Below are 18,297 nucleotides of genomic sequence, written 5' to 3' on the forward strand. Positions count from 1 at the left end.
TATAGAAGAATAATCAAATATTAAAAGAGACAGTTCTCTAAGTTAGTTAAACTGACTTAAAGGACTGTCCCTTTTTTATTACTTTTATTTAAAAATTTGTTCGGTTAATGTATTTTATTGATATATAAATAACGGCTTCTTTTTTTTATAATCAGGCTGACATAAAGAAGACAATCGATAAATCAACAATCCTTATTAACAGAGCCAAAAATTTAACTATTGATAAATAATTCAGCCATTTCCAATGCTTTATCATTTAAGTTCTTCTCTGTATAATAATTAAATAATTCTTTTTTAGAACGTTGAATTAAAAAAATGAAACCATATTCATTATACATAGGTAAGGCTTTACTGAATAAATATTTATGGTATTCTTCTACTTTTGATTTTAATAAATAAAGGAGCAATTTAAATAAATGGATAAATAACAATTCACTATTACGAATTGCAATTTTTAATCCATCTTCTGCAAATCGTATTAGTTCATCATTTGAAATAAGCTTCCCATCGTAGGAGCTACGAATATAACCTTCTAAAGAAAGTAAATAGGGAGAAGTATCAGGATTCTTGAACGACATAGAATCATTATAGTATTTACTTGCTTGTTCATAATTTTTTCTTCGGTAGTGTTCATAAGCTAAATTATGTAACACTTTTGACTTTCGATCAGGTGCATTACATATTTCACAACTTTTAATTAAATTTTCATATTTTTTAATTGTTTCTCTAAAATCTCCATCATTTTTAACTTGAATAATCATAATTAATTCTGCATCAATTACCCTAAGATAGCTATTAATTTCTTTGAAAAATTGATGGGATTTTTCAGCATAATAATATGCTAAGACAGGAGATTGTATAGTATGATACGCAATTGCTAAGTGATAATAATATTCAGGATTATTATACGACTGACTATCTATGACCTTTAAAGTTTGAATTGCTTTAATGTAATCTTGTCTTTCTAAATAATAAATACCTAATACATGTTTTAAAAGATTGCTTTCATAAGTCGTTAATTTATTTTCAATTTTTTCGATTTTTCCGATAATTTTAAACGCTTCTTTGGCCTTCTTATGAAGTAGGAGATACCTTACCCGAAGAAGTTGATACAAATTAAAATTATCTGAGATTTGTAATAATTTTTCATCTTCTAGTTCATTGTTAATTAATTCGATGCTTTCTGATAATTCGTTTATCATAACATCATGCCAATGAAATAAACGTTGTTTAATATTTAAAAGATTTTTTACTTCTAACTCCATATTTATTCCTAATCGCTCAGATAATAAATTAATAATTTCAGATGAATACTCGGTTTGATTCCGTTCTAGTTTACTAATATGTGTAACTGAACAGATTCCTTTACCTAATTGCTCTTGAGAAAGTTTGTACTTTAAACGATAATACTTTATTATTCTACCTTCATACATAACTAATCTCTCCTTTGAAAAGTACTTTCTCTATTTTCATGATAGTTTAGATAACTCAGTTCTCAATTAATGAAATATAACTTTTCTTTTACACCTAATAAAATTCTACATTTTCAAACAAATTAAGTACATTTAGAAAATATGAGTATCATGTGAAGTAATACTTAATAAGAAGTTCAAATTTTCTGTATTAATAAAGGATACTCATTTAATGTATAATCAATATTACAGCTATGGAAACTAAAGCTAGATGACAATTTTTTTTAAAAGTCATATTTAGTGAGGGTTGATTAAAACTGAGGTGAAATGATGAATTTCGAACAAATGGAATATATTGTAAATGTAGCGAACGAAATGTCAATAACTAAAGCCGCTGAAAAATTATTTATTTCTCCATCAGGTATTAGTCAATCGATTACACAGTTAGAAAATGAGCTTGGTATAAAAATTTTTAACCGTTCAAAACAAGGAGTTACTCCTACATTTGAAGGGAAAATTGTCATTGCCAAAGCAATTACATTACTAAATACACTTAAGGAACTTAACAAAGAAATTCAAGAATATAAAAACAATAATTTAAGCTATTTAAAAATATTAACTGCTCCCACTTTTTCTTTTTTGCTCCAAGAGACAATGGTTAAATTTAATTCTGAACACAGTGATGTTAAATTAGAATTGGTAGAAGAAAATCCTTCATTTATAATTCAAAATTTCAATAAGGAAAATTATGATTTTGCATTAATCCCTGCAACTCTAGGAGAATTGAAAAAAGAAAAAAATATTCAGTATGAACATATTCATAAGGGACATGTATGTATAGCTGTTGGTAAAAATTCGCCATTTTATTTTCATGACTATGTAACCCCGAAAGATTTAGAAAATACAAAATTGGTTATATACAAAAATTCAGATTATAAAAGAATACAAAGAATTACGAAATTATATTTTAACCAGATCATTACAACTTCAAACAGAAGTAGTTTGCTTTTTCAGTTAGTAAAAGAGAGTGAAGCTATTTTATTTCTTCATGAGTTTTCTATAAAAAATCGATCTATTGTTTTGAGTGAAGAAATAAAAGTTATTCCATTAAAAGAGGGAGAAAAATATTTCGAAGTGGATTTTTGGCTTGTTTATTTTGGATCAAAGGGTTTATCGGAAGTAGCAAAGAGATTTATTGAAGAATTTTTAGTTCATTTTAAAAGAAGTATTTAAAAAAATAGTGAATCAGTAAGTTTAAACGCACTAGCTTTTTTTGCCTAAAACAAAGCTTTAAACTGCACACTGAAAAAACCAAGAACAATTTAGTTCTTGGTTTTTTTTGTATCGGGACACAAAGATACTATTGCAAAAATCATGAAAAAAATCAGAGCCACAAAGTGTGATAAACTCTTGGAATTAGCGATAAAATCCTATTCTGTATCTGAATTAATAATTTGTACTTTAAACCTCGGTTCTATCTTCATGCTCGGATAGTCTTTACGCCAATTCAAAGACTTCCAAATGTCCGGATGATGAGCCTTTAACTCCTTGCCGATACCGAGAATGTCACAATTGGCTTTTTGCATTGTTTCAATCGTTGCTACCGCCAAATCTTCCAAATGCTTACTTAGTTCTTTTTCCATGTGATTTACATAATCAGGCTTATACTTATGTGATGCTATTCCAAGATCGTAACTATTAATTTCTAATTTGACATTCAATTTTGCTTTCGGTAATTTGTTTGGTCTGGAAGTAAATGTTATTTTTGTATCCTCACTTTTTACAGAATAGGCGTAATTAATTTGGTCTGTTTTATCTGAAAATGGTTGTTTTTTACTATTGTCTGATAAGTTTCCGGTATATCTTTGCCTTCCTGCTCCCTTACCTTTCATTAACATCATCATTTGAACTTTTTCTTTGTTTAATTTAGTTCCCGTATTTAAACCTTGTCGGAATAATAGTGCGCCACTTAATTCCACTCCCAAATCGGACTGTTTCATAACTGGGAGAGCGGTATCTTCCAACGGTTCTTCTCGTGATAGAATGAAATTCATCATCGAAATGTTGGGAATGATATTGTTCTTTTCTAAGGCCTTATTAAAATCGTACAGATTTTCAGTAAACTCACTATTTTCTTTCGGTACAGTTTCCAAAAACTTAGTTAAGTTTCCTTCAAATACGACTACGGGGATATTGATAGACGAATAGGGAGTTTTGAGTAAAAAATCAAGTGATGAAACAGGATCATGTGAAGCGAAACTCTCACTTAACATATATGTTCCCGTAGTAATCCCTAAAAAGGGAGCTTGATCGGTGTATTGTCCTTGACCAATCGTTTCTACTAAACTTGGCCCTTTAAGTTTAGTTACCTGCGAAGTTGCATCTCCTGAGCCTTGACCAGAACTTTTGAGTTTCGTAACGATATAATGGAGTTCGACCTCACCGTTCTCCTCGTTTAAGTCAAAAGCTGCTATATCTACTAAATTAAGTTTACGTAACTGCAATCGATCCCAACATCCTGTCAAAAGTGGCAAAAGCAACAGAAGAATTAAAGCTTTTTTCATTCTTTAGCCACCTTTTCTCGTACATAAGAAATTAATAGAAAGATTGTTGGAACGATTGCAATCATAATCATTGTAGATTTGTTATGGTATTCTGAGAATTTGAATAGTAATTGACGGTCTTGGAACCAAATTCCAACAATAAAACATAAAATTGCTAAAATCCAAACCATACGCGAATGATTCCGAATTTCTTTTCCTCCAACAAATGCAAAATAACGTGCGGACAAAAACAAATAAACATATGCAGTTACCGTAGTTACTGACAGCCAAATTGTCATAAATATAATATCCAGGCTTTGAACGACTGGCCATCTGAATTTACGAAGAATAAATACCATTGGTTCTGTAATGGTATTTAATTGATTTTCGCTGAAATTGTAAGTCACTATAAATGTTATTATTAGGTAAAATAAAGTTGTTAATCCATTGGCTATTGACATAGCAATTAAAATATCTTTCTTTTTATTGCATTTTACGAATGGAAAAACATACAAAAGAAGCTCGTAACCAGCGTATGCCCAAAAGGCAGGTATCGAATCCTTTATAATTGATCCAATACCATGTGTTCCAATAGGCATAAAATTACGCAAGTCTCCTTTCCCAATTCCACTAATTAAAATAATCACAACACAAATCAAAAACATACTCAATATCGATTGTGTGATTGTAGAAATGGAGCGTAGCGTAGAAGAAGCGATAAAAGCTGTTAAAACGAGCGACACTCCGATTAGCACAAACCAAGGTGTTTGAAATAACACCCATCGATTAAGTACATCGGAATAAGAAATGACTACCATTAAACTAGATTGAGCACAGTATAATGCAAAAAAAAGATTCATAACCGAACCTAATGGTTTTCCAATGATAGAGAATATGTATTGTTGCATTGAACGATCGGGATATCGTTTTCCAAGTTGATAGATAATTATGATAACAACTTGCGCGATTATTCCGCCAATCAAAATAGACATCCAAGAGTCATGACCTGCTCTACGGGATTCTGCGTAAGGAATCGATAAAACACTAACACCCACTTGAGTAAGAACAACAAGGCACATTAGTTGATTTATTGAAATCTTTTTCAAGTGAATCATTCAGTACCCCTCCTTGGACTTTTTATTCGAATATCGTCCTTTGCCATGCTTTCCAACGGACGTTTTTTCAAACTTCTTATTGGAAATCGGAAAAGTGTATCCTTAATCGTATCTCCAGTAAACCAAGTGTAAAAGTAAGGAATACCCATCGTGTCCAGTCGTGCTAAGTGTGTTAGCAATAAGATGAACGAAATTTCTAGTCCGATTAATCCAAAAATAGAAGCCATGATAATGAACGGGTATGTTAACATTCGGGCAGCACTACTCATTTCGTAAGATGGAATATTAAAAGATGCAATTCCTGTAAGAGCTACTACAATTACCATCATATTAGAAATTAAATTAGCCTGTACAACTACTGTACCGATAACGATACCACCAACTACTCCGATTGTTTGGGCAATTGGACTAGGGAGGCGGACAGTTGCCTCGCGTAATATTTCGAGTACCACTAGCATTGTTACGGCTTCAAGAATCGGTGGTAGCGCGATATATTGCATAGAGCTTTGGAGTGTCAGCGCAATTTCGAATGGAACAATGCGGGGATCGAAAGTGACAAGAGCCACATACATTCCAGGTAAACTAATAGCAATAATAAAAGAAAGAATCCTAAGAAACCTTATAGCACTCCCAATCAACCAGCCGATTTGGTAATCATCAGGACTTTGGAAGAATGCCCAAAACGAAACTGGAACTATTAGGCAATCTGGTGAACCGTCTGTCAAAATTGCAATTTTCCCATCCATAAGATACGAGTTTATACGGTCTGGTCTTTCAGTTACGAGTATTTTTGGAAATAATTTGAATTTTTTGTCATCAATTAATTCTTGGAGAAAACCTGGTGCATCAACATAATCGATATCGATGCTAGAAATTCTACGGTCAAATTCAGCTAAAACAACTTCATTTGCAAGAGAATTTAGATAAAGTATGGCGACTTGTGTATTCGATCTTCGACCAATTTGATAAGACTTTACGACTAAATCAGGTGTCTCAATCAACTTACGCATCATATTAAGATTCGTATTAATGTTTTCGTTCAATGCTTCGTGGGATCCACGTAGCACACGTTCATTCATAGGAATATTTACTGATCGTTCTTTAGTTAGTTCGGTACCTAGTAAATAGAACTTCGCTTCACCATTTATTTGAACAACAGTTTTCCCTTCCACTAGCGCTTTAGAAGCATCTGAAAGAAGATCAGTTTCGCGGTAATCGAGAATAGAGACCGCTTCCCGAACACTTCCATTAATATTAGTAAGCAATGGGCGGATAATATGGTCTTGTACTGATGCAGACTCAATCATTGTTTCCAAATAAAATAGCCGATAACGGCGGTCACCGACCTCGAAATCACTAAATTTGAAGTCTGAACTATTGAATAACATTCCTCTAAGCGATTTCTCATTTTTTTCAATTAATAGGTCAGCTTTCATTAAATTGATCCTCCAAAACAGGAAAGTTTATCCTATTTTGCCCTCATTACTTTTTCTTATTCTGTTTCAATGTCAACTAATGAACAGCTAGTTTTTAACTCAAATAATTCACAAAGACAATAGGATTCGAATTGTGGAGGAACGAAAAAATGTAAAAAATTTGCACAATGCGCTTGAACTAAACTTAAATATAGACTGTGCTCACAGATTTGCAGTTATAAATAATGCCTCGAGAATATAAAAATGACAAAATATGCATCTATAACCAGTGCTAATAAAGATATCAGGTTATAGATTGCCGATAATAATTGGACAATTAATTAATAAATTTAAACGCTTATTGAACTAACGTGTGCGTTTGTTGAACAACGATGAATTGTCGTTCTACCCTGGCTCCTGTAATCATAAAACCTAATAAAAAAAGATCAACCAGAAATATCTGGCTATCCTATAATACGAAATGGAAGTTTAATTGAATAAGAAACTATAAAAAATAGCTATAAAGTTAAAGAGTAACGTAATTTCTTTAGCTATTTACCGACTCATTTTTCACATTTATATGAACCAACTTGTCCTATTTACGTAAGATAAAATGAATGTGAAATTTAAAAGAGAGGTGCAAAAATTGACCCAAAGAATAATAGGACAAATGGGACCAACAGGATCGACAGGACCAACAGGACCAACAGGACCAAGGGGACCAAGAGGAAAAGAAGGTGAAGAAGGAGAGAGAGGAAAAAGAGGTAAAAGAGGTGCAATTGGAATACAAGGAGCAACTGGAGCTACAGGTGCTACGGGTGCTACTGGAGTAGTTGAAGGTTGTTTATGTGATTGTTGTGTTTTTCCTATGCAGAACGTTTTACAACAACTTATCGGGGAAACTGTGATTCTTGGCACGATTGCAGACACACCAAACGTACCCCCTCTTTTCTTTTTATTCACTATCACTGCAGTGAATGATTTTTTAGTAACTGTAACAGATGGCTCGACGACCTTTGTTGTCAATATTTCTGATGTAACAGGAGTAGGATTTTTACCACCAGGACCAACTATCAACTTGTTGCCGCCTGTTGATTCTGGGTGCGAATGTGAATGTCGTGAAAGACCAATTAGAGAATTGCTAGATACACTGATCGGTTCTACAGTAAATCTTTTAGCTGCAAATGGTTCTATTGCAGCAGGATTTAACGTGGAGCAAACAGGTCTTGGCATAGTGTTAGGTACTTTACCAATTAGTCCAACTACAACTGTTAGATTTGCAATTTCGACTTGCAAAATTGTAGCTGTAAATATAAACCCACCTCTTACTGTGACGTAGATTAGTTTTTTCTGAATATGCTGTAAAATGTCTTGAAAAAAAGCGATTTTTCAATTACGAAAATCGCTTTTTTATGTAAGTAGAGGTTAAAGTATTTGAAGTTAAGTTTTGAAAAGGTTTTGATAAGGAAAGGTATACTTATGTAACTAACTCATGCGTTAGTTGTACAAAAATAGCAACATATGTGGATCTTTTTGATCTGTGAAAAAATAGGAATGGATATGATTAAAATTCTTCACCTGTCATAATCGTCATCTCTATATATAAACAGAACAATGAGTTCTGTTTTTTATTTACCTCTACATTTAAAAAAATTCATATTGTAGTCTAACGAATAATTATTTGATTTTTAGAAGAAGTCACTATTTTATTTTTTTTATAAGAATCACATAAGAGATTATGGATAACAAGCTCGTTATGAATCCATATTTAGCTCCTATTATTCCATTTAATTATAAAGAATTTAAAGATGTCTTTTATCGAGGTGATTTGCGAAAGTTAACAAATAGTCCTCATAAATATCCACATGATGACAAAAAATAATATAATTTTTATAAAATAGTAAGGCTATCAAAAGTGTATCCGATTTTGATAGCCTTTTAATTTTGAAGGAGTTATTTGCATTTCATGGTTGAAGAGCTTTTAAATGCACCCTACCTCATAATATAAAGTTCTATCGGATTTCACAAAATTTGCACAGACTTATAAGTAACTATAGAATCGATTGCTTGATTTACTGGACTTTATTGACCTGAAATATTCAATAATACTGTGTTTTTGGCACGCTGTAATTGACAGGGGAGGCCTCGTTGATTCAGGTCCAGTTGAAATCATACTTTTGAAGAAGCTCAAACCTAAGTGTATCAAGGGTTTAGGCTTTTTTTTTAACCGTTAATACCATATTTAAGAAGACAAAAGGAGGGATGTATTTTAAAAACACATAAAGATTTTTTGTAAAAATCTAAAAATATTGAATTATTTAAGAAAGCGTTTTTATCTATAATTAACTATCAAGAAGGGAGAATGGTAATTGTTTTTCAATAAATACAAGAAAGGTGGAAACATAGTTGAAGAGAATTAAAGTTTGTATTACTATCATTTTGGCATCATTACTAGTATTCAGCCAACTTGGTGCAAGAGCTCTTGCCCATAAACAACCCGCTTCAAACGCTCCTGCATCGCCGGTAAATTTACAGATTCCAAACCTTGCTTTTGACGAAGACAGCATAACTCTAGTGTGGGAGAAGCCTAAGAACTATAGTGACATCGTGGATTTTAATGTCTATATGAATGGAAAGAAAATTGGCAGTTCTTCAAAAGATAACAGTGGCCCTGCAAAGGCTTATATCGATAATTTCTATAAAAATATTGATAAAGATAATTTCCACGTGGATATTCTTATTCATAATTTCATAGTTGAAAACCTTAAACCGAACAAATCTTATGAATTCTATGTAACCTCCGTTAATGCAGATGGTGTTGAATCCGCTAATTCTAATAAGATTATAGGAAAAACAACCGCTGTTCCTAAGGTTTTTAATATTGTTGATTTTGGTGCAACAACAAATGATAAAACAAAAGATACAGAAGCCATTCAAGCCGCGATTGATGCAGCTACACCGGGAGCGAAAGTTTTAATTCCAGAAGGTCAATTTATTACTGGGGAATTATGGCTTAAATCTGATATGACGTTACAGGTAGATGGGAATTTACTTGGTTCATCAGATCCTAAAGACTATAGCATGAATTACTGGGCGTATGACTACTCTACTGATGAGCGCTCTTACTCGTTAATCAATGCTCAAACATATGATTACGGCAGTCTAAAAAATATTCGAATCGTAGGAAAAGGGAGCATTGATGGGAACGGATGGAAAAAAGATAAAAATCATCCAACCATTGACGAACTTGGCAATGAACTACCGCGCTTAGCTGCCGGTAATAACTTAAATGTAACTGGGAATGTAAAAGTAGACAACGGAAGAATGAGTCCTCTGGAACTTGATTCAGAAAATACACTGGGAATCTTAGCTGCAAATCAATCATATGCTGCTCAAGAGTTAGGTATGGACGAAAAATCTGCTTATTCTACTCGTTCAAATTTAATCACGGTACGTGGTGTAGACGGTATGTATTATGAAGGAATCACACAGCTTAATCCTTCCTTCCACGGGATTGTGAACCTTCACAGTAAAAATATCGTCGTAAATGGAACGATTTCAACAACTTACGACGCAAATAATGCTGATGGATATGAGTTTGGTGATTCCCAGAACATCATGGTCTTCAATAATTTTGTTGATACTGGAGACGACGCAATTAACTTCGCAGCAGGTATGGGACAAGCGGCAGCAGGTGAAGATCCTACCGGAAATGCCTGGATTTTTAATAACTATATTCGCGAGGGTCATGGAGGAGTGGTAACAGGCAGTCATACGGGAAGCTGGATCCAGGACTTTGTCGTGGAAGATAACATTATGTATAAAACTGATGTTGGTTTACGCTGTAAAACAAATACTCCAATGGGCGGTGGAGCTAAAAATATCCTTTTCAGAGATAATGCATTAGAAGGCATTGATGGGGATGGTCCGTTCGTATTTACCTCTGCATATACAGATGCAAATGCGGCTATTCTTTATGAACCAGCCCAAGAAATCTCTCAATTTAAGGACATAGAAATTTTCAATACAACTGTTCGAAACCAAGGAGGTAGTAATAAACAATCCATCCTTGTGACTGGTAATAATGACGTCGGTGAAGTGTATCACGAAAATATTACTTTTGAGAATGTGAAATTTGATAATGTCTATTCAGTTAATATGGATTACGCAAAAGATTTTAAATTTATTGATGTATCATTTACAAATGTTAAAGATAATAACGGAAATCCTTGGCGTATCAAAAACTCTACGGGACTTGTTTTTGAAAATACGACAGCGGTACCTGAAGATACAACTCAAAAACCAGTATGGTCAGATAATTCTGCTGTTGAGGCAGTATCTTCAGCCGATGGAAAGAGTGTGAACTTAACTTGGAATGCAGCAACCGATAATATAGGTGTTACAGGTTACACCGTCTATAAAAATGGCGAGAAGGTTGGTACGAACTATACAACTACGAATAAAACAAGCATTACATTAACTGGGTTAACTCCAGCAAAAGAGTACATGTTTAAAATAGAAGCTGACGATGCAACCGGAAATCGTACTTCGAATGGTCCGAAAATCAAGGTGAAAACAAATGGAGTGGCAGACAAAACAGTGCCATTGTTGCCAGCAAATACCGAAATTAAAGTACCGACAACGATGATACCTGCTAGTGTTACATTTAGTGGTAAGGAAGTAAATGCTGTGTATCCTGGATTTACATGGGCTTCTGTAGTCTGGGAAGCTGCAAGTGATGAAACTGGTATTGCAGGTTATAATGTGTATGCAAATGGGGAACTTCATGGATTTGCGACTTCCAACAAGTATACACTAGGAAATCTTCAGCCAGGCAAAAAATATAAAGTTGAAGTGGAAGCCGTGGATTTAGCTGGAAATAAGACACCCTATAATCGTCTACTAGAGGTCGAAACAGCTGCTCCGTATGCGATTGGAGCTCCGTCTTTTACTGACGGGCTAAAAGCTCAGATTGGACAGGATGGTACTAGTGTATCCCTCTCTTGGAACAAGGCTATAGCCATTAACCAAGATGTCATTGGATACCGTGTTTATGTAAACGGAAAACCAATCAAGCCTGAAGGAGTTGAATTTACACCAATTAATGCCGAAATGACAACAGCGAAAACAAATTATACAGTTACTGGCCTTAAAAAAGGTGAAAAATATACATTTAAAGTGGAGGCAGTTGGACAGGGAATTAAATATTCAAAAAGAGAACGCCTATCTGATGTGATTCCAAATGGTCTTGTAAAGGTTTTAGGATATCGCTGGAGTGGCTTTGGGCCAAGCGAAACAGTTCACTTAATACCAGGGAAGGCGAATTGACCAGTCTAAATTAGAGTGATTTTTAGAATGATATTTAACACAAGAAAACAGGATGTGAAATCAGAATCACACCCTGTTTTTTGTGCCTAAAAAATTAGCACTATTTAAGTTTATAGAAAGTGAATGAGTAATTATGACTATAACTTAGGCAAATGTTACGTATTACAACCGAAACTATTTTACTGAATTTTAAAACAGTTAAAGATATAAAACAGATTTCTAAATATTTTGTATTCTCAAAAAAAGATCTCGCTTGCATAATAACACTTAGACTTTAAGAAAGATACGTACTAAAATTGGTCGTTTTTAAAAAGGAAACAAGAATTGATTATATTTTAAGTGAAATTAGTAACAATGCTTAGCTAATAAAGAGGAAGGTGAAAAATGATTAGTTCAACGACTTCAAGTATTTATGATATCAAACAATTTGGAGCAATCGGCGATGGGGAACACAATAATACTAAAGCTATTTCGCTGGCTATTGAAGCATGTGGAGAAGCAGGCGGTGGGACTGTTTATGTGCCTGCCGGTCGATTCCTTACTGGAGCTGTCATTTTAAGAAGCAATGTTCATTTCTATTTAGAGGCTGGCTCTATTTTAGTATTCACCTCTGATCAAACAGATTACCCAATCTTACATTCTCGCTGGGAGGGGGTAACAAGGGAAGTTTACGCCTCTTGTATTTATGCGGAAAATGCTGCAAATATTTCAGTAACCGGTTATGGCACGTTGGACGGCAGTGGGCATTATTGGTGGAACCTTTTTCAGAGAAAAGAAAATCAATACCCACGGCCTAAGCTGATTGGTTTCGACCATTGTAAAAATGTCTTGATTTCAGGAGTGAAACTGATGAACTCCCCGAGCTGGACCGTTCATCCTCTCTGTTGTGAAGACGTCACGATCCACAATATTCGGATTCATAACCCAAGCGACTCCCCAAATACGGATGGGATTAATCCAGAATCCTGCCGAAACGTTCGCATTTCTGATTGTCATATTGACGTCGGTGATGACTGTATCGCCATTAAGGCAGGTACAGAGGAATCAACAGAACGTATTCCTTGTGAAAATATTACCATCACAAATTGTACAATGGTTCATGGCCATGGCGGCATTGTGTTTGGAAGTGAGATGAGTGGAGATATCCGGAATGTCACAGTAAGCAATTGTATTTTTGAAGGAACAGACAGGGGCATCCGCCTGAAATCAAGACGAGGCCGGGGCGGTGTGATTGAAGATGTGCGTATCAATAATATTGTCATGAAGGGTGTCATCTGTCCTTTTATTGCCAATTTGTATTACCACTGGGGTCCACGTGGCGAAGAAAAATATGTATGGGATAAAAATCCCTACCCGATTACAAAAGAAACACCTGTGTTTAGAAGGATCCATTTTGCCAATATAACGGCCCGTAACGTTAGTGCCGCAGCTGGTTTCTTATATGGTCTAGCCGAAATGTACGTGGAGGATATCACATTTGAAAATGTTTCTGTGTCAATGGCCGAAGATGCCAAACCTGGGTTGCCCGCAATGATGGCGGACCTTGAACCAATGAAGCAAAGAGGTTTTTATTGCTGTAATGTTAAGGATATTCAATTCCATCGAGTAATAGTGAGCAATCATAAAGGGCCGGCTTTTTATGTGGAAAACGGAAATGATATTGAAATAGAAGGGTGTAAGTCCAAAAATAGCCGACCAACTGATCCGCTTATTATATTTAATAATGTAAGTAATATTCGATAGTGAAATTCTATCAATTGTCTGTCCTGTTAAACAGAAAGCAGGCTCTATTTTTAAAATGTTACTCTATTAAAATATCAAAAATAGATTCAAAGAAATGAACAAAATATGAGTTTAAAAAAATGAATAGGGAGTGAGTATATTGAAAGCGTTAACTAGAATCCGAAATGTTTTTCTTGCCCTTCTTTTCCTTTGTAGCAGCATACCAGCTACATTTGCTGAAGAAAAAGGCGGTAATGAGGAAGCAGTCCAAAGTGAGAATTTAGTGTGGCAAAGTGTTACATTTGGCCAGTCAACCGATTTGAATTTTGCCGCAAATGTTTTGCCAGAAAAAATAGGGACTAACTATGCCTCACCAGAAAAGCCTGGCACCATTGAGGGGAAAATCACCTTGGAAAGCAGAGGAGGAAAGCTGGCTCCTGGGCACGATGGGTTGACATTTTATTATACAAAGCTCAATCCTACTATCCATAATTTTGTCTTGGAAGCTGACATGACCATCGAACAGTTCGGTCCAGAAACAGGTGCCGGACCAAATGGTCAGGAAAGTGCAGGAATTATGGTCAGGGACACAATCGGTTCACCGCGACAAGACCCCATGATCCTTGGATATGAAGAAGTTCCGGCTGCTTCTAATATTTTTGGGGTCGGGATGATGCGTAATGGTGTAGCTCCTATATACAGGACGGGTGTTGTTTATCCATGGGGTAATCTCGGAAGTCAATTAAAAGCCTCTCCTTTTACAACGGATTCAAAATACAAATTGCCTATTGGAACGCCCGTAAAGGTGAGGTTGGAGCGGACTGACACTGAATTTATTATGTCTGCTAGCTTCACTCATTTGGCGGAAGAAAAAACATTTGAACAAAGAGTAAAAGGAGCAGATCTTGTTCAAGTGATGGACAAGGATAATATGTATGTTGGTTTTTATGCATCCAGAAACGCCAAAATGATCATTCAGAATGCAAAGCTTACTCTTAGTGAGGCCCATACTGTGTCCACACCACCAATTGAGGCTGTTCAAGATAAACCGGCAATGAGCTTACTTTCAGCACCGGAATCTGGTTCACAACAATATGACCTAAAAGCACTTGCCAATTATAACGGTACAATATCAGTAATAAAAGATGGGGAAGAAGTTGTCAGTTTGGCATCGGTCCAAAAAGATCAAGTATATTCGTTTAGTACCTTATTGAATAACGAAAGCACAGATTTTACCGTTACCTTTACACCAAGTGAAGGACCATCAACTGCACCAATCACCAAGAATCTTACAGTAACCAAGAAAATTTATACAAATGGGGCAGGCTTGTTTGTATCACCAAATGGAACTAGTTCTGCTAAAGGAACAATCGATGATCCAGTAGACCTGGAGACAGGTATTAAATTTGCCATACCAGGTGAAATCATTTATATGCTAGAGGGTATCTATACCCCGTCGTCTATCGTTAATATTAAGAAGGAAAATAGTGGTTCCAAAGAAAAAGTGAAAACATTAATGGCTTATAATGGCGAAAAAGTAGTCATCGATGGGCAAGGGAAACTTAGTAATGTTCTGCAATTAAATGGGGATTACTGGCACTTGTTTGGTATACAGATTACGAATGCTGCAACAGGCGGTATGCGGGTGAGTGGTGACCATAATGTTGTCGAGCAAATGCTGTTCAATTATAACGGAGATACAGGTCTGCAAATTAGCGGCAGTGGTTCCAATCCGGTTTTATGGCCTAAGTATAATTTGATCTTAAATAGTGAATCACATGATAACCGTGACCTTTCCGACGAAAATGCAGACGGATTTGCGGCTAAGCTGGGTGTTGGTGTTGGAAATATCTTTAGAGGAAACATTGCTCATAACAATATCGATGATGGCTGGGATTTATATAACCGGACAAATGAAGGTGCAAATATGCCGATTACACTTGAAGGAAACATTGCCTATGCAAACGGTAAACTGAGCAATGGCTATAACAAAGATGGTAACGCAGGTAATGGTTTTAAGCTCGGCGGCGAAGGATTGCCTGTCGCTCATGTTGTCCGGAACAATATTGCCTTTGATAATAACATGGACGGTTTTACGGACAATTTTAATCCAGGTAAGATGGTGGTTGAAAATAACACAGCTTTTAATAATAAAAGATTTAACTATATATTTCGAATCAACCCATACTTCAACGCTCAAGAGCAGGGGACTTTTAAAAACAATCTTTCCTATCGAACTGCTTCCGGTGCGGTAAAGGATTTTATTTCAGGTAACAATGATCGTACTAATTACTTCTATGACGGAACCATAACATCCAACAGCGAGGGGAACATCGTTACTTCAAAAGACTTTGTTAGTCTTGAGATTCCAGGTAAGTTTGATAGAGATCTAGATGGAAACATTGTTTATGGCAGCTTCCTTCGTATTTCTCCTGATAGTTTCCTAAATAGTGCAGGTGCCAATCATAGCTATGTTAGTGCACTGTCAGCAGATCCTGTGTCAATTAAGCTGGAAATCTCTCGAACTCTTAGGGAAAGGGAATCAGCTAAACTTTCTGTAGTTGCTAGATTCTTTGATGGCTCTGAAAAAGTTTTATCTTCAGGAATTCAATTCAAAACGGGAGATATCTCCATTGTTTCCGTAGACCGGGGAGGCAATCTTCTAGCCGGGGAGAAAGGAAAAACTTCTGTTACTGCATTTTACCATGGATTAGTGGCAAAGCTCGAAATCCATGTTAAACAAATGCCTCCGGGGTTAAAAAAAGGATAGTTTAATGGAATTGAAGGCAGCTGCTCGCGGCTGCCTTCTTTGTTGTCAACGTTTTAGCAATATTTTAAAAATTATGAATATCTAAAAAAAACAAACAAACAGCTAAAGATATTGAATTCTTACTGTAAGCGTTTTCGGTTAAAATGAAAAACAAGAAGGGAGGATCCATTCAATGAATCTTATACAAAAGCTGGAAGCATCAGTAGTTTCTACTGAGAAAAAGAAACCAATCAAAAAATATAAATTACAAAAATGGATTCCTTATTTATTTATTTTGCCATCAACACTAATGATTGTTATCTTTTTATTCTATCCGATTGGGACGGTGTTTTACTACAGTCTCCAGAATTATGATATTTCCGCTCCCTTTTATAACGGTTTTGCCGGGATAGACAATTTCAAAAGGATTTTTACAGAGGATACTTTATTTCTTCCAAGTTTGCTAACCTCTTTTAAATGGGTGGTTTCTCAGGTAGGCTTACAACTAATTTTGGGCTTAATTGCAGCACTCCTTCTCAATCAAAAATTTAAGTTTAGAGGGATGATTAGAGCGGCTGCTTTTATTCCGTGGGCGATCTCGGGTGTGTTAGCCTCTGTAATATGGTCACTAATGTTTAATGAACATATGGGTGTTATCAATGATCTTTTCATCAGATTAGGGATTATTAGTGAAAGCAAGGCATGGCTTGCTGGTAGCACTACTGCTTTTATATCGGTCGTTATTGCTGAGTTATGGAGAGGGATTCCTTTCTTTACCATTACCTTACTTGCTTCACTTCAAAGTATTCCGGAAGAACTTTATGAAGCGGCAAAGATGGATGGTGCAGGTAGAGTGAAATCGTTCTTATATGTGACACTGCCGTCTTTGAAAAATACAATTGTCCTGACAACTTTACTACGTGTGATATGGGAGTTTAATAATGTTGATCTTCTTTTCAACCTCACTGGCGGAGGGCCAGCACACAGTACTACAACCTTGACAATGTACATAGCTGAACAAGCAGTTCACGGATCAAATTTTGGATATGGGTCAGCACTAACTGTTGTTGCCTTTGGTATATTACTATTTTTTGCCATCATCTATTTACGAATTACGAGATATGATAGGGAGGGGAATTAACATGAATAAACAAAAAAGAATTGACCGGCTTCTGACATTTAATCTGCCGCTCCTGGTTATGCTTGCTTTTACTCTCTTTCCGTTATACTGGACTATTAATACGGCTTTCAAGCATGAAGGAGATATCGTCAAGCGGCCGCTTGGATACATACCAGCCTCGCCGACAATCGATAATTTCGTTAGTGCATGGACAAATGTAGGGTTTTCAACCTATTTTAAAAATAGTTTAATAGTTGGTGTATGTACAGTTTTTATAGTTTTAATACTATCAACATTATCAGGCTATGCCTTAAGCAGATACAAGTTTAAGGGGAAGCGCGCATTCCTTCTTATGCTTTTATGCACGCAGTTTATTCCAAGGTCAATGTTGATTATTCCTTTGTTTATTATTTTTAAGCATATGGGATTAATCAGTAACCCGCTATCATTAATTATTACCTATGCGGCTGTTGAGATCCCGTTTACGACAGTGTTAATGAATGGTTTTATATCAAATGTTCCTCGAGAATTAGAAGAAGCGGCGATGGTAGATGGCTGTAACAAGTTGCAGGCAATCCGCTATGTCATCTTCCCGCTCCTAATTCCAGGGATCGTTGCAACAAGTGTATTTACCTTCATTTACACTTGGAATGAATTTTTGATTGCCTTGATGCTGACAAATCAGCAGGGCAAGTTTACACTTCCAGTTGGACTCAGCTATATGATGGGTGAATTCAATATTAACTATGGTGCTCTAGCGGCCGGCAGTGTAATCGCTTTAATTCCAACAGTGCTAATGTTTGCCTATGCTCAAAAGCATCTGGTTAATGGCATGGGTGGAGCCGTTAAAGGATAATGCAGGGTTTTATCAAAGGGCTGTGTAAGGTCACAGC

11 protein-coding genes are annotated in these 18,297 nt (G+C 35.5%); 7 read left to right on the top strand and 4 right to left on the bottom strand.

Features of this window, described 5'->3' with window-relative positions; translation table 11 throughout:
- Positions 1-212 precede the first annotated feature (212 nt).
- A complete protein-coding gene (locus B7R65_RS09700; protein ID WP_088042557.1) occupies positions 213-1,433 on the bottom strand; it encodes a helix-turn-helix domain-containing protein in 1,221 nt (406 codons plus the stop codon).
- Positions 1,434-1,757: 324 nt separating this feature from the next.
- Between B7R65_RS09700 and B7R65_RS09705 the strand changes: the two genes are divergently transcribed.
- On the top strand, positions 1,758-2,645 hold the full coding sequence (locus tag B7R65_RS09705) for a LysR family transcriptional regulator (protein WP_218780414.1): 888 nt from the start codon (positions 1,758-1,760) through the stop codon (positions 2,643-2,645).
- A 197-nt stretch (positions 2,646-2,842) separates the two neighbouring features.
- On the opposite strand, the gene B7R65_RS09710 is transcribed toward B7R65_RS09705, so the two are convergent.
- The 3 genes from B7R65_RS09710 to B7R65_RS09720 are packed head-to-tail and all read right to left on the bottom strand — an operon-like array spanning position 2,843 to position 6,506.
- Entirely contained in the window at positions 2,843-3,976 is a 1,134-nt protein-coding gene (locus B7R65_RS09710) for a Ger(x)C family spore germination protein (protein WP_088042559.1), read from the bottom strand.
- Entirely contained in the window at positions 3,973-5,070 is a 1,098-nt protein-coding gene (locus tag B7R65_RS09715; RefSeq protein WP_088042560.1) for a GerAB/ArcD/ProY family transporter, read from the bottom strand. Before B7R65_RS09715 ends, B7R65_RS09710 begins: the two co-directional genes overlap by 4 nt.
- Positions 5,067-6,506 carry a spore germination protein gene (locus B7R65_RS09720; RefSeq protein ID WP_088042561.1) on the bottom strand — a complete coding sequence of 480 codons (1,440 nt, stop codon included), beginning with the start codon at positions 6,504-6,506 and terminating at the stop codon, positions 5,067-5,069. Before B7R65_RS09720 ends, B7R65_RS09715 begins: the two co-directional genes overlap by 4 nt.
- 649 nt (positions 6,507-7,155) lie before the next feature.
- On the opposite strand from B7R65_RS09720, the gene B7R65_RS09725 reads away from it, so the two are divergent.
- The 6 genes from B7R65_RS09725 to B7R65_RS09750 all read left to right on the top strand — a co-directional run bounded on the left by B7R65_RS09725 (position 7,156) and on the right by B7R65_RS09750 (position 18,260).
- On the top strand, positions 7,156-7,824 hold the full coding sequence (locus B7R65_RS09725) for a hypothetical protein (protein WP_256941253.1): 669 nt from the start codon (positions 7,156-7,158) through the stop codon (positions 7,822-7,824).
- Positions 7,825-8,891: 1,067 nt separating this feature from the next.
- Positions 8,892-11,813, top strand: a complete 2,922-nt coding sequence (locus B7R65_RS09730) for a fibronectin type III domain-containing protein (protein WP_088042562.1) — start codon at positions 8,892-8,894, stop codon at positions 11,811-11,813.
- A gap of 384 nt (positions 11,814-12,197) precedes the next feature.
- Positions 12,198-13,556 carry a glycoside hydrolase family 28 protein gene (locus B7R65_RS09735; RefSeq protein WP_088042563.1) on the top strand — a complete coding sequence of 453 codons (1,359 nt, stop codon included), beginning with the start codon at positions 12,198-12,200 and terminating at the stop codon, positions 13,554-13,556.
- Between the two features lie 139 nt (positions 13,557-13,695).
- The gene (locus tag B7R65_RS09740; RefSeq protein ID WP_088042564.1) at positions 13,696-16,305 is read left to right on the top strand and encodes a polysaccharide lyase domain-containing protein; all 2,610 of its coding nucleotides are present in this window, start codon (positions 13,696-13,698) and stop codon (positions 16,303-16,305) included.
- 172 nt (positions 16,306-16,477) lie between these two features.
- A complete protein-coding gene (locus B7R65_RS09745) occupies positions 16,478-17,425 on the top strand; it encodes a carbohydrate ABC transporter permease (RefSeq protein ID WP_088042565.1) in 948 nt (315 codons plus the stop codon).
- 1 nt (position 17,426) lies between these two features.
- The gene (locus B7R65_RS09750; protein WP_088042566.1) at positions 17,427-18,260 is read left to right on the top strand and encodes a carbohydrate ABC transporter permease; all 834 of its coding nucleotides are present in this window, start codon (positions 17,427-17,429) and stop codon (positions 18,258-18,260) included.
- Positions 18,261-18,297: the final 37 nt, after the last annotated feature.

Origin of the sequence: Bacillus sp. EAC (assembly GCF_002156875.1) — a bacterium.
Classification (GTDB): domain Bacteria; phylum Bacillota; class Bacilli; order Bacillales; family Bacillaceae_G; genus Gottfriedia.